At 42.6% G+C, this 13,456-nt stretch carries 12 protein-coding genes; 6 read left to right on the top strand and 6 right to left on the bottom strand.

Annotated elements, in window-relative coordinates:
• Positions 1-216 precede the first annotated feature (216 nt).
• The 3 genes from dapA (at position 217) to purC (ending at position 2,984) form a co-directional block, all read left to right on the top strand.
• On the top strand, positions 217-1,116 hold the full coding sequence (gene dapA / locus NXS07_RS01675) for a 4-hydroxy-tetrahydrodipicolinate synthase (protein ID WP_038206591.1): 900 nt from the start codon (positions 217-219) through the stop codon (positions 1,114-1,116).
• Positions 1,117-1,132: 16 nt separating this feature from the next.
• Entirely contained in the window at positions 1,133-2,179 is a 1,047-nt protein-coding gene (bamC, locus tag NXS07_RS01680; protein WP_258086052.1) for an outer membrane protein assembly factor BamC, read from the top strand.
• A 91-nt stretch (positions 2,180-2,270) separates the two neighbouring features.
• Positions 2,271-2,984, top strand: coding sequence for a phosphoribosylaminoimidazolesuccinocarboxamide synthase (gene purC / locus NXS07_RS01685; protein ID WP_038195211.1), 714 nt, complete (start codon positions 2,271-2,273; stop codon positions 2,982-2,984).
• Positions 2,985-3,174: 190 nt separating this feature from the next.
• Here the strand turns inward: purC and NXS07_RS01690 are convergent, their stop codons facing one another.
• Positions 3,175-3,555: a hypothetical protein gene (locus NXS07_RS01690; protein ID WP_051861350.1), complete on the bottom strand. Its 381-nt coding sequence runs from the start codon at positions 3,553-3,555 to the stop codon at positions 3,175-3,177.
• Between the two features lie 1,074 nt (positions 3,556-4,629).
• On the opposite strand from NXS07_RS01690, the gene NXS07_RS01695 reads away from it, so the two are divergent.
• On the top strand, positions 4,630-5,082 hold the full coding sequence (locus NXS07_RS01695) for a DUF441 domain-containing protein (RefSeq protein ID WP_038195212.1): 453 nt from the start codon (positions 4,630-4,632) through the stop codon (positions 5,080-5,082).
• Complete coding sequence (locus tag NXS07_RS01700; protein ID WP_038206594.1) at positions 5,079-7,238, top strand: tRNA(Met) cytidine acetyltransferase TmcA; 2,160 nt, start codon at positions 5,079-5,081, stop codon at positions 7,236-7,238. The genes NXS07_RS01695 and NXS07_RS01700 overlap by 4 nt, the downstream gene beginning before the upstream one ends.
• On the opposite strand, the gene NXS07_RS01705 is transcribed toward NXS07_RS01700, so the two are convergent.
• The 5 genes from NXS07_RS01705 to NXS07_RS01725 all read right to left on the bottom strand — a co-directional run bounded on the left by NXS07_RS01705 (position 7,183) and on the right by NXS07_RS01725 (position 10,601).
• Positions 7,183-7,377, bottom strand: a complete 195-nt coding sequence (locus NXS07_RS01705; RefSeq protein WP_071826233.1) for a YpfN family protein — start codon at positions 7,375-7,377, stop codon at positions 7,183-7,185. The two genes, NXS07_RS01700 and NXS07_RS01705, sit on opposite strands and share 56 nt — an antisense overlap.
• A 48-nt stretch (positions 7,378-7,425) precedes the next feature.
• Positions 7,426-8,100, bottom strand: coding sequence for a M15 family metallopeptidase (locus NXS07_RS01710; protein ID WP_238127194.1), 675 nt, complete (start codon positions 8,098-8,100; stop codon positions 7,426-7,428).
• Positions 8,097-9,224 (bottom strand): succinyl-diaminopimelate desuccinylase, encoded by a 1,128-nt coding sequence (gene dapE / locus NXS07_RS01715; protein ID WP_258086053.1) that lies wholly within the window; start codon positions 9,222-9,224, stop codon positions 8,097-8,099. The genes NXS07_RS01710 and dapE overlap by 4 nt, the downstream gene beginning before the upstream one ends.
• Before the next feature lie 14 nt (positions 9,225-9,238).
• Entirely contained in the window at positions 9,239-9,619 is a 381-nt protein-coding gene (locus NXS07_RS01720; protein WP_258086054.1) for an ArsC family reductase, read from the bottom strand.
• Positions 9,620-9,965: 346 nt separating this feature from the next.
• Positions 9,966-10,601 (bottom strand): response regulator, encoded by a 636-nt coding sequence (locus tag NXS07_RS01725; protein WP_238099609.1) that lies wholly within the window; start codon positions 10,599-10,601, stop codon positions 9,966-9,968.
• A gap of 550 nt (positions 10,602-11,151) precedes the next feature.
• Here NXS07_RS01725 and maeB point away from each other — a divergent pair.
• Positions 11,152-13,431 (top strand): NADP-dependent oxaloacetate-decarboxylating malate dehydrogenase, encoded by a 2,280-nt coding sequence (gene maeB, locus NXS07_RS01730; protein WP_038206606.1) that lies wholly within the window; start codon positions 11,152-11,154, stop codon positions 13,429-13,431.
• The last annotated feature ends 25 nt before the right edge of the window (positions 13,432-13,456 follow it).

Raw genomic sequence — 13,456 nt, forward strand, 5'->3', positions numbered from 1 at the left:
TTGCTGTGTGTGTCGTCATTAAACATAAAAAATGATCAGGAGAAGGTCAATTGTATTTGTGAAGGGAAGTGCGATTATAATCTCTGTTTAATCGACTACACTTGATATTAACAAAATTCATTGAAATCGTGCGCTTAAAGAGTTTTCTTCTGTATGACAAGAAAGTACCATGAACTTCTCATCCGCAGTTTAAGGTTTAGTTAAGGGGAAATGGCAATGGTGAGTGGTAACTCTGGTTTTACGGGCAGTATGGTTGCAATGGTAACGCCAATGAATTCAAACGGTCAGATTGATAAAACCAGTTTGAAAAAGTTAATTGATTATCATATCGCCAGTGGTACATCTTCAATTGTTTCTGTTGGGACAACGGGTGAATGTGCAACACTCAGCCAAGATGAACATGTGGATGTCGTACTGACAACATTGGAATTGGCTGATGGCCGCATTCCGGTGATTGCCGGAACAGGGGCAAATGCGACGGCAGAAGCCATTTCGCTGACTCGTCGTTTTGAAAATACGGGTATTGCTGGTTGCCTGTCTGTGACACCTTATTATAATAGACCATCACAGGAAGGTTTATATCAGCATTATAAAGCGATAGCTGACAATACTGACTTACCACAAATTCTGTATAATGTACCCTCTCGGACCGCATGTGATTTACTGCCATCGACTGTTGCCCGTCTGGCAAAACTGGAAAATATTGTTGCGATTAAGGAAGCGACTGGGAACTTAAGTCGTGTCAGTCAGATCCAAGAATTGGTTAATGATGAAAATTTCATTTTGCTGAGTGGTGATGATGCAAGTTTTCTTGATTTTGTGCAGCTTGGTGGAAAAGGGGTTATTTCTGTGACGGCGAATGTAGCGGCTGCGGAGATGGCACAAATATACGAACTGGCTCAGAAGGGTGAATTTGTGAAGGCGCGTAGCCTGAACAACCGACTGATGGAATTGCATCATCAATTATTTGTTGAACCTAGCCCGACGCCAGCCAAGTGGGCCTGTCGTAAACTGGGATTGATTGCCGATGACACGCTGCGCCTGCCAATGATTCCGTTGACGCAGGCAGGACAAGTTTCGGTTAATAATGCCTTGAAATTGGCTGGATTACTGTAAAAATTAGGGAATTTTAATGGCAACATTATTGCAAAAATCGAAGGTCATGAAGGTTGCTGGCCTGTCATTAGTCGTTTTGCTGGCAGCCTGTTCCAAAGATCAGCACTATAAACGTCAGGTGAGTGGGGATGAGTCCTATCTTGAGACGCCACCGCTGAAAGCATTGAACGTTCCAGCAGGAATGATATTGCCGCCGCAAAATAGTGAATATACTATTTCATCAGCGACCGAAAAAGGGGCGGTGGGTAAATCCCTTGATATTCGTCCGCCAGTACAGGCGATGCAGTTATTGGCGGGTTCCCACATGGGAAATAATGTGCGAACCGGTAAGTTGTTGATTGAAAATACCCCAGAACACAGCAATCTGTGGTCACAAGTGGTTAGTCTATTGGCGAAGAAGAATTACCAGATTAGCGAAAAAGATGATACCAAGCAAATTCTGGTCACTGATTGGATCTCATGGTCGCGGGCAGATGAAAATATTCCTTATCGTGGACGCTACCGTATTGAAGTGTCTCCGCAGGGTTCTCAAATTGCGCTGTCTGTTACAAATGAAAGTTTGGAACATGATGGGAAAGTCGTCTCTGATCCGGCAATAATCCAAGATTATGATTTAATCATGCTTAACGAGCTGTCTGATGGTTTAAATCAGCAGCAGGAGTTAGCAAGTTTGAACAGCACGAAGAATACAGGGGTGTTAGTAGTAAACAGTGGCAGCGATAATACAGCTTTGCCACAAATCATTGTCCGTGCGCCATACACTGTGGTCTGGAACCGATTACCGCATACGTTGGAAAGTATAGGCATGCGTGTCACTGATCGTACGCGTGCGACGGGAATGATAGAGGTGACTTATAAAGAGCTGAGTTCTTCAGGCTGGAAAGAACTGGGCGTCGAGGCTCCTTCCATCAGCGAAGGAAATTACAAGTTACAGGTGGGCGACTTGGATAACCGAAGCAGCCTGCAATTTATCAAAGAGAAAGGCCAGCCGCTGACTCAGGCTGAAAATGATCAAATGATGGCTGTATTTAAGGCAGCATTCAGCAGAACTACAGACAAGTAATACATAAAGGGGCCTAGGCCCCTTTATATTTTGGGTGAAATTTTTTCGTTTAATTTTTTTGTTTAAAGATGTCACATCTCTGGAGTGTAAGATGCAGAAAAAAGCTGAGTTGTATCGTGGAAAGGCAAAAACAGTGTATTCCACTGACAACCCTGACCTGCTTGTGCTGGAATTCCGTAATGATACATCAGCCTTGGATGGTGAACGCATCGAACAGTTTGATCGCAAGGGTATGGTGAATAATAAATTCAACCATTTCATTATGAACAAACTGGAAGAGGCGGGTATTCCGACGCAAATGGAACGGCTGCTGTCAGATAACGAATGCCTGGTGAAAAAACTGGATATGGTGCCGGTTGAGTGTGTTATCCGCAACCGTGCTGCGGGTTCTCTTGTGAAGCGCCTTGGTGTGGAAGAAGGAATGGTATTGAATCCCCCCCTGTTTGATCTGTTTTTGAAAAATGATGCCAAGCATGATCCGATGGTCAATGAGTCTTACTGTGAAACATTCGGCTGGGTTAGCAAGGTGCATCTGGCCGAGATGAAACGACTGAGTTACAAAGCCAACGAAGTATTGAGTAAACTGTTCAATGATGCTGGTTTGATTCTGGTGGATTTCAAATTAGAGTTTGGTTTGTTCAACGGCAACGTCGTATTGGGGGATGAGTTTTCTCCGGACGGTAGTCGCCTGTGGGATCAGCAGACTTTGGATAAAATGGATAAAGACCGTTTTCGCCAGAGTCTTGGTGGCTTGATTGAAGCGTATGAAGAAGTAGCACGCCGAATCGGGGTTATTTTGGACTAACGACGCAAACGATTACTTAAGCCGATGATCAGAGATATCCTCCACTAAAATAGTGGGGGATATCTTTGATCATGATGATGGGGATATTTATTTGATAAATGTGAAAAAGAGGTATGGTAATAGGGAATATTCAGGATAGCCAATAGCTTGATTGACTACCCAGACCATAATTCTTATTTATTACAGCACATTAAAACAGATATTTTGTCTGTTCTTCCCAACCATTTCGCTCCATACAGCTGCTATATAATTGATGTCTGGAGCGTTCGTTAACATCCATAACATAACTTTCGGTCGTAGGGACACTCTGATCGAAATAACAGTCTTTGTCAGATTTATCAGCTTTGTCAGATTTACAACAGGCAGGACAGTAATGTTTTACGGTTTTGATTGAAGACCGTTGGGCAACTTCGTTTCTCACAGGGAACTGCTGGAGTGCTTCTATATTGCACTCTGCGTTCGCTTCATTAAAAGGGGTATAGTGACTTCCTACCGGCACCCATTGAGTGGTGCAACCAGTTAATGCCACACTGAACATGATTGAGAAGAGTGTTTTTTTCATATCTTTCATACGAATGCATCCCGTTTGTAAGGCTTTCCTTACAACCTTTCTGCATTTTCCCTGTTAAAAGTCTTAATGTATGTTTGTGTCGTATGGTTAATGTAGCTTGATGCTGAACCAACAAATAAATCGTCACAATCTATGATATTTCAGACACTTAGTAAGTGAATTAATTTGATTATCACTAATTATTATTATTGATAACCGTTATTATGTAAACCAATAATTCCAAATGCCAGCAATTCTATGATCAGGACTGTAAACATCGGGTAAATGGGAAAGGGTTATCTTAAAGCACTTTCTGAAACTATTGGATATTCAGGAGAGGGATCTATTACCGTTACAAAATGGTGATTTGGATTAATGTATTAAATGATTATTTAAACTAATAATTAGAGATAGCCCTTAATCAAAATAGTGGGGGTAGCTTTGATGAGAAAAATTTTGATAAATATAAAAAGGAACCAGAATGGCTAATAGATTGATTGACTATCAAAACATGATTTTTTATTAATGTGAGCATATTAAGACAAGTGTTTTATTTGTTTTTTCCAACCATTTTGTTTCATACACATCTCATTATAATATTTCCATTACCAATAAATTATTTAATGTTATTATCAACAATTATTAATAATAATTATGATGCAAAAAACAACAAATATTCATAATGATATGATTTAAATGATAAATATTAGATAAGTTGGAAGGCGGTTAGGATAGTCAATTGGCTGATTGATTATCCAAAGTATAATTTTCATTCATTGCAGGCACTCATTGAGAGGTATAGTCAGTTAATAACATATTGAATATGATTGAGAATATTAATTTTTTCATAATCAAATAAATAAATGTAACTATAAATTAAAGTTATTGTTAAATAATAGGGAAGGGGGAATCTTATGTATTTTTTCTTACAGACTGTTTTTTCTACTAATGTGGCCATTAATTAGCAATATCTTATTGAATGCAAATAATATGATTAAGATATTAAATTTTAAGTTATTATTCTGCTATGTATTAGATGTGTATTGGTCGGTGTAAAAACCATCAGTAAAATTTTTTTGCAGGGAACAAAAATTCATGAACTATATTGACCCTACTTTACTTATTTTGTTAGTGCTGGCAGGCCTTGGCATTATCAGCCATAACATGACAGTAACGCTTGCTATGTTGTTTTTGCTGATAGTCCGCATTACACCACTGAATCAATTTTTCCCTTGGGTGGAAAAATATGGTTTGACGATAGGTATCCTGATTCTCACCATCGGAGTTATGGCACCTATAGCAAGTGGAAAAATTTCTGCGCAGGACATATTCAGTTCATTTTTGAACTGGAAATCACTGCTCGCTATCGCTGTCGGTATTATCGTATCGTGGCTGGGAAGCCGAGGTGTTGCCTTGATGTCGAGTCAGCCTTCTACAGTGGCGGGGTTATTGGTCGGTACTGTATTGGGTGTAGCGTTGTTCAAGGGCGTTCCCGTCGGCCCGCTGATTGCAGCGGGTATTTTATCTATCATGATTGGTAAACCATGACCGTGTTAGATTCGATCTGGAAAAAGTTGCAGGAACAAATGCAGCAGCAAGGGCAGCGCCGCTTGGTGGTTTTAAGTGGTGATGTCCAGTGGAGCGAGCAGATTGTTATTCATCTGAAAAAACAGTTTCAGGGGGATTGGGTAACCGTCGCATCTGGAGACGAGGATGCGATTGAGCCAGCAAAAGCGTTTAGTTTGCTTGGGCGCGAATTTATGCATGGGGTTTTTGATGTAACCCGTGGTTTTAATGCCGAAGCGCTGGCGATTCTGGCTGGTACGCTAAAAGCCGGAAGCTGGCTGGTGATGCGTGTACCAACTTGGTCACAATGGCCAGCACAGCCAGATGAAGACAGTTCGCGTTGGAACGAGTCGGCTGGCGTGATCTCTACGCCTCATTTTATCCAACATATTCAACAGCAAATCCTTGAGCTTCCCAATATCCTGTTATGGCAACAGGGAAAACCCTTTCAGCCAGTGCAATTATCACAAACCGTACCGTGGCAGATGCCTGATGGTAATCCTACTGCCAGCCAGCAGGCTATTCTTGAACAATTACTACGGGCTTCACAGGGGGTTTGGGTGGTCACTGCGCCCCGAGGACGCGGAAAATCTGCCCTGGCCGGAATGCTCATACAGCAATGGCAGGGGAAGTGTTGGCTCTGTGCACCTGCAAAAATCACGACAGAAGTTATTCGACATTATTCCGGGACTTCCGATCCTGAGCAGGATTCTCCTGTTGATAAAACCCCATTCTGGGCAGTAGACAATTTATTGAAATATTGTCGATTGAAAAACAATCGAGAAGGTCACGATATTGATGCTGATTGGCTTCTGATTGACGAAGCTGCGGCGATCCCAACCCCGCAATTAGCCGAATTAATCCGATATTTTCCACGAGTGTTATTAACGACAACGGTGCAGGGCTATGAAGGAACCGGACGTGGATTTTTGCTGAAGTTGTGTGCCACATTGCCTGATTGCCATGTTAGAGAATTGGAAACACCGATGCGTTGGGCTGAAAATGATCCACTGGAAACATGGTTAGATAGCTCACTGTTATTCGACGACAAACGGTTATTTAACGAAAAATCGTTGCCGGATGAGCCATTGGTTTATTCCGAGCCTGAGAAAAATTTGCACTTTTATCCCATCACTCAGGCAATGTGGTTGCGACAACCTGAATTACTGCGTCAGTTTTATGGATTGTTGACCAGTGCTCATTACCGCACATCCCCTCTTGATTTGCGCCGTTTGCTGGATGGTAACGGAATGACTTTTCTGGCCGCTATATCTCGTTCCGCTGTGAATAATCAACAATTGATCGGTGCGTTATGGATGGTAAGTGAAGGCGAGTTGCCACAGACATTGGCGCATGAAGTGTGGGCAGGGCGTCGCCGTCCAAGGGGGAATCTGGTGGCTCAGTCTTTGGCAGCACATGGTGGCTTTCCACAGGCTGCGACGATGCGTTCACAGCGTGTCAGTCGTATTGCTGTGCAGGCACAATATCGCCGCCGTGGCATTGCACAGCGCTTAGTTACTCAACAGTGTCAAGAAGCCCGTGCACAAAAGCAGGATTTTCTTTCTGTCAGTTTTGGTTATACCGCTGAACTTTGGTCACTCTGGCAAACATGTGGCTTTCGATTGGTGCGGATGGGGACCCATCTTGAAGCGAGCAGTGGTTGCTATACCGCGATGGCTATTTTGCCACTGAGTGAGAAGGGCAAATGGCTGGCTGAGTCCGCGCAACAGCAATTATGTCGTGATGCATACTGGCTGGAATTACTGATCGGTTTTTCCTTACCTATTTATCATCATGGTGATAACCAGCTCAGTGATAGCGACTGGCAGGAACTGGCGGGTTTTGCATTCGCTCATCGTCCCCTGTCTGCGTCTTATTTTGCGTTACAGCGGTTATTATTGGCACATGATCTGGCTTTGCCAGCATTGAGAAAATATCTTCAACAACAGATAGATATTGAACAGTGCGCACGCGATTTATCCCTGAGCGGACGTAAGGCGTTGTTGAAACGTTGTCGGGAAGAAACTGCAGGAGCATTGGCAAGCATTGATGAGATACTTGCCAATCAGTGGAAAAATTGGACTATTTCTTGCGGTGTTTCTGGGAACAATCGTCCTCATCATCCCATTTATCATTAAAATCTCGGTGAGGGGGTAATTCTGGTTTGTTATCTAAAAAGCGCTTCGTATCGACGCGGCTCAACTCTTTTATTGCATTAACAATAATACCGACGAGTAGTAGCAGAATAACCCACCAATAATCCATCAACCAGTGCATCATGCTCTCCTGGGAATATTATGAAATTAGTGCCTACTGGGATTACGCTTAATCCGGCTCAGCTATCTTGACATACTTTTCAAAAAGAGAGGAGAGGTTGGCTGATAACCAATCAATACCAGCAATATTGTGATCCTGCCAGACATTTAGCAGCACTTGCTCATTGAACAAATTTTCTGCTTCATGAGACAGCGGCCAAAAACTGATATGCCACGGTTCATATGCTACACCACTGTTATGTTGGTTGAATGGGCGATAAAAATCGTAAATAGACATATTTTCAGTCAGCCAGTCTGATAGTGGTTCAAAATAGCCGCCGTTTTCATATTCCCATGGTTCCAGTAACAATTTCTTACCTTGTGGCAGAAGGAATGGGTCATAAATATCCAGTTCAGTACCCCAGTGATGACGGCTGGCTCCCGGCAGAGCAGACCAGCGGAGAATAGCTTCACAAATCTCTCCTTCGGTCATTTTTGTAATATCAAGGGGCTGGCTATTGTCATCCAATACCGGACGTTGTCCCCGAAATTTTTCATTCCAGATAGTTTGCTGGCGCGCGAAATCACGAAATGAACTGGCGGGCTGTAATTTAAAACCTGCCTTGGCTGCATCTCTTTGCATAGCAAGAAACGCTTTAGTGGCATTGAACTGTAAACGGTGATTACCCGCTAATGTCACCAAGTGATCTGTTGACAGACCTGTCAACATTTCAGGCGTCATCATTTGATTAATTGCTCCATGATACGTTGGTAAATCAGGCTCAATTTCTGTAAATCTGACACGCTGATACCTTCATTAACTTTATGGATAGTGGCGTTGATAGGCCCTAATTCCACAACCTGCGCTCCCATTTTGGCAATAAAACGCCCATCCGATGTACCGCCACTCGTTGATATCTCTGGTTTATATCCGCAACACTGTTCAATGGATTCAACCACGGCATCGACAAGTTCACCTTTGCAGGTCAAGAAAGGCTGGCCGGATAGCCACCAGTCAATGTCATATTTCAGATTATGTTTTTTCAGCATCTCTTCAACCCGCTGGCGGATCTCGGTATCTGTCAATTCAGTACTGAAACGGAAATTAAATTGAACCCACAATTTACCCGGTATGACGTTATTGCTGCCAGTTCCCGCTTGAATATTGGCGATCTGCATACTGGTTGCGGGGAAAAATTCATTGCCATTGTCCCATTGGGTATTGACCAGTTTTTGTAGAAAAGGCAGTGAATGGTGAATAGGGTTATCTGCCAGCTGTGGATAGGCAACATGCCCTTGAATACCGTGGATAGTCAGACTGGCTGTCAGGGAACCCCGACGCCCATTTTTAATTATGTCACCCAGACGTTGCTGGCTGGAAGGTTCTCCTACCAGACAGTAATCCAGGCGTTCATGGCGTGACATTAAAGTTTCGACCACCTTGACTGTGCCATTTGTCGCGCTGGCTTCTTCATCTGAAGTAATCAGGAAAGCGAGGCGGCCTGGATGGTCAGGATTAGCTTTAACAAAACGTTCAGCAGCAACAACCATGGCCGCCAGAGAACCTTTCATATCCGCTGCACCACGGCCATACAGCATGCCATCACGAATAACGGGATCAAAAGGAGGGGTTTGCCATTTTGAAGTATCACCGGCAGGAACCACGTCAGTGTGTCCTGCGAGGGCAAACGTTGTGCCTGTTCCGTGGTAAGCCCAGAAATTCAGAGTATCCCCGAAAGGCATTCGTTCTATTGTAAAGCCAGTATTTTGCAGACGTTGAATGAGTATATCCTGACATCCTTGGTCATCAGGGCTGACAGAAGGATGTTTGATTAGCTGCTGGGTAAGTTCAATTACTGGACAAGTCATTATTTGGCCTTTATCTAGTCATGAAAGAAAAACTGTTGATATTGTTCGGCGTTAAAGCCGAGTAAATAATTCCCTGTTTCTGACACCAATAGCGGGCGTTTTATGATTGAAGGTTGTTCCAGCATCAATTTTTTGGCAGCTTCTGTATTATTAATAGCTGACTTTTGATCATCAGACAATTTGCGCCAAGTTGTACCGCGAGTATTCAACAGAGGTTCCCAGCCCACTTGTTCAATAAATAACTGTAGCAACTCAGAGGATAGACCATCAACGCGATAGTCATGAAACTGATAGAGGATCTCTTGGTCTTCTAGCCAGCGACGCGCTTTTTTCATGGTATCGCAGTTTTTGATACCGTAGAGAGTGAATGCTTTGTGAGAAGTGGTATCTGACATGATGAGATCCTTAGTCTGGTTTTACACATCCGACATAATGCGGGAAATTTGGCATTTTATCCAGATAACACGGCATCTTTCATGTGCGCCATCTACGTCATTTCTTTAGGATGGATAACAATCTACTCTGCTTATGTTCAAATTTAATTAAACTTGATCAAGTTATTTTGTCTGTTGACATTAGTTAATCACGTGAAATAATAAATTATATAAATAACAGTTGTTATTAATCATATATGAAACTAATTGGTTGGTAATTAATTGACAATCTCATTAACTCACAATTTCCCCGTTGGCAGACTCAGGGAAATTGTGTTGCATATTGAGGACATTGATCAACCAGATGTCAGATTAACTCTGGTTTTCTATGCCTTAGATAGATGATGGTGGCTTCTAGACGGGAGCGGGATTTAAGTTTTTTCAATAAGTTACGGGTATGAACTTTCACAGTTTCTTCTGAAATAAAAAGAAAGTCAGCGATTTCTTTATTTGTCATTCCTTCTGAGATTTCTTTTAGGACATCCAATTCACGTTTGGTTAATTTTGATAAAGGATCAATATAAAGATGACGGGTGGATAAATATTGGTAGACTTTTTCACTGTACACTGCATCGCCATTTGCGGCTTTTTTTATGTTACTCATCAGAGGAGCCAGTTCAATATCTTTTAATAAATAACCATTTGCACCGGCATCAATTGCATCATAAATATCACCGCGATTATCTGAATCTGAGAGTACCAAAACATAGGAATCAAGCCCTTTTCGGCGGAGAGATTTAATCGTATCAATTCCGGAAAGGCCATGGATTTTTAAATCCATCAGAATAATGTCAGGTTTTATCTGGCAAGCTATATTAATAGCATCTTCACCATTGCCTGTTTCAGCAGTCACAATGAGTTCACGTTCCAATTCAATCAACCTTTTTAAACCGTGACGAATGATAGGATGATCATCGACTATCATGACTGAATGATTATGCATGTTCCTTCTCCCATATAGAAATGCAGATTTTTATATTTAATAAAACATAAAAGACAGGACTCTGCTTTATGTTAAATTGCTGTGTAATTTTTATAGAGTATATTGAATCATAGATAATGAGATTCTGAAAATATATCCTGATATAAAAATAAAAATATCGCAAACAGGTTTATCCATTCAGGCGAAATAAAATTCACTGCCATAAGAAAATGCGTTTCCTTAATTGCTAATAATTTTCTAAATAAAATACGCATGATGATTTTATAGATTAAATTTCGTTTTTGTAAGCTTATTTTAAAAGTTGTTTTTAGAATGCTTCTTTAATTAATTTAGCGGGTTATTAATTAATTGAAGATAAAATACCTCCTTATGAGTATTATAAGAATACTATTTATCTAGTATTGGTTAACATAAGATCATATTTTGTCTGTTTTTTATTCTTGATTCCCAAGGGTTCTTAACAAAATGTCGCTGACATCATGATTTAACCTTCTGTAACTACTATACTGGGCGGGTTTTCACTTCGATATGACTCGCAAAGGATCAGATGATGGACGAGAAATTAAAACAAAGTGCTCTTGATTTTCATGAATTTCCGCAACCAGGGAAAATCACGGTTACCCCGACCAAGCCATTAACAACACAGCGTGATTTGGCATTGGCATATTCGCCAGGCGTTGCTGCGCCTTGCCTTGAGATAGCAAAAGATCCACTGGCGGCTTATAAATATACTGCACGCGGCAATCTTGTCGCGGTTATCTCCAACGGTACTGCTGTTTTGGGCTTGGGGAATATCGGTGCATTAGCCGGCAAACCCGTTATGGAAGGTAAAGGCGTTCTATTTAAGAAATTCTCTGGCATTGATGTTTTTGATCTTGAAGTTGATGAGTCCAATCCTGATAAATTGATTGATATCATTGCTGCATTGGAGCCGACTTTTGGTGGCATTAACCTTGAAGATATCAAAGCACCGGAATGTTTCTATATTGAGCAGAAACTCCGTGAGCGGATGAAAATTCCTGTATTCCATGATGATCAGCACGGCACGGCGATTATCTGTACGGCTGCGGTATTAAATGGATTGCGCATTGTCAATAAAGATATCGGCAAAGTACGCTTGGTGGTATCTGGTGCGGGTGCAGCATCTATTGCCTGTATGAACTTGCTGGTGGCTCTGGGTCTGAAGCGTGAAAATATTACCGTCTGTGACTCGAAGGGTGTTATCTATCGTGGTCGCGAAGAGAATATGGAAAAGACCAAAGCCGATTATGCTATCGAAGATAATGGGTGTCGTACGTTGATGGATGTGATCCCTGATGCCGATATTTTCCTTGGCTGTTCTGGGCCGGGTGTCCTGACACCAGAGATGGTGAAGACGATGGCGAAAGATCCGCTCATCATGGCGTTAGCGAATCCAGAACCGGAAATCTTGCCACCACTGGCAAAAGCGGTACGCCCTGATGCTATTATTTGTACAGGCCGTTCTGATTTTCCTAACCAAGTTAACAATGTGCTCTGTTTTCCATTCATCTTCCGTGGCGCACTTGATGTCGGAGCGACAACGATTAATGAAGAGATGAAACTCGCTTGTGTTCACGCGATTGCGGATTTGGCACTGGCCGAACAAAGCCAGGAAGTGGCTTCAGCCTATGGCGACCAAGATTTGTTCTTTGGCTCTGAATACATTATTCCGAAGCCATTTGATCCACGCCTGATTGTCAAAATCGCGCCTGCCGTGGCGAAAGCTGCGATGGATTCCGGTGTCGCAACGCGGCCTATCGCTGATTTTGGGGCTTATATTGAGAAGCTCAACGAGTTTGTCTATAAAACCAACCTGTTTATGAAACCGATTTTCTCTCAGGCGAAAAAAGAGAAAAAGCGTATTGTATTGGCGGAAGGGGAAGATATTCGTGTACTGCATGCCACGCAGGAATTGGTTTCCCTTGGATTGGCATTCCCAGTATTGATTGGTCGCCCCAGCGTCATTGAAATGCGTATTAAGAAGCAAGGTCTGCACATTGAAGTTGGTAAAGATTTTGAAGTCGTGAATAACGAAAATGATCCGCGTTTTAAAGAGTATTGGCAGGAGTATTACCAACTGATGAAACGCCGTGGTATTTCTCAGGAGCAGGCCCGCCGTACGGTTATTGGTAATCCGACACTGATCGGTGCAATCATGGTACATCGTGGTGAAGCAGACGGCTTGATTTGTGGCACTGTCGGCAGCTACAGCGAACATTATCAAGTAGTGAAAGATTTCTTTGGCTTCCGTCAGGGGGTACATACCGCAGGTGCGATGAATGCCTTGATGTTGCCGATGGGGAATACTTTTATTGCAGATACTTATGTCAATGAAGATCCTACTCCAGAGGAACTGGCTGAAATTACATTGATGGCTGCCGAAACTGTGCGCCGTTTTGGTATTGAACCTAAAGTTGCTTTGTTATCACGTTCGAGTTTTGGTTCTTCTGATTGTGTTTCCGCACAAAAAATGCGTAAGGTGCTAGAACTGGTGCAGAAAGCGGCTCCGTCACTTGAAATCGACGGCGAAATGCACGGAGATGCGGCACTGGTGGAAAACATTCGTCGTGACATTATGCCGGACAGCCCACTGAAAGGTGCAGCTAATTTGTTGATTATGCCAAATATGGAAGCTGCGCGTATCAGCTATAACCTGCTGCGTGTCACCAGCTCCGATGGTGTAACAGTTGGCCCAGTATTGATGGGCGTGTCGAAGCCAGTGCATATCTTGACGCCGATTGCTTCTGTCCGTCGTATCGTGAACATGGTTGCGTTGGCTGCCGTTGAAGCACAGACCAATCCACTGTAAGTCATCTTTATAACCCGTCCCGATA

It is taken from the genome of Xenorhabdus bovienii, assembly GCF_024721015.1.
GTDB lineage: Bacteria > Pseudomonadota > Gammaproteobacteria > Enterobacterales > Enterobacteriaceae > Xenorhabdus > Xenorhabdus bovienii.

Excerpts from the sequence above, each read along its gene's own strand:
- NXS07_RS01690 (WP_051861350.1), bottom strand. The coding sequence starts at position 3,555 with ATGAAAGATATGAAAAAAACACTCTTCTCAATCATGTTCAGTGTGGCA.
- NXS07_RS01725 (WP_238099609.1), bottom strand. The coding sequence starts at position 10,601 with ATGCATAATCATTCAGTCATGATAGTCGATGATCATCCTATCATTCGT.
- dapA (WP_038206591.1), top strand. The coding sequence starts at position 217 with ATGGTGAGTGGTAACTCTGGTTTTACGGGCAGTATGGTTGCAATGGTA.
- purC (WP_038195211.1), top strand. The coding sequence starts at position 2,271 with ATGCAGAAAAAAGCTGAGTTGTATCGTGGAAAGGCAAAAACAGTGTAT.
- NXS07_RS01695 (WP_038195212.1), top strand. The coding sequence starts at position 4,630 with ATGAACTATATTGACCCTACTTTACTTATTTTGTTAGTGCTGGCAGGC.
- NXS07_RS01705 (WP_071826233.1), bottom strand. The coding sequence starts at position 7,377 with ATGCACTGGTTGATGGATTATTGGTGGGTTATTCTGCTACTACTCGTC.
- NXS07_RS01720 (WP_258086054.1), bottom strand. The coding sequence starts at position 9,619 with ATGTCAGATACCACTTCTCACAAAGCATTCACTCTCTACGGTATCAAA.
- NXS07_RS01710 (WP_238127194.1), bottom strand. The coding sequence starts at position 8,100 with ATGATGACGCCTGAAATGTTGACAGGTCTGTCAACAGATCACTTGGTG.
- NXS07_RS01700 (WP_038206594.1), top strand. The coding sequence starts at position 5,079 with ATGACCGTGTTAGATTCGATCTGGAAAAAGTTGCAGGAACAAATGCAG.
- bamC (WP_258086052.1), top strand. The coding sequence starts at position 1,133 with ATGGCAACATTATTGCAAAAATCGAAGGTCATGAAGGTTGCTGGCCTG.
- dapE (WP_258086053.1), bottom strand. The coding sequence starts at position 9,224 with ATGACTTGTCCAGTAATTGAACTTACCCAGCAGCTAATCAAACATCCT.
- maeB (WP_038206606.1), top strand. The coding sequence starts at position 11,152 with ATGGACGAGAAATTAAAACAAAGTGCTCTTGATTTTCATGAATTTCCG.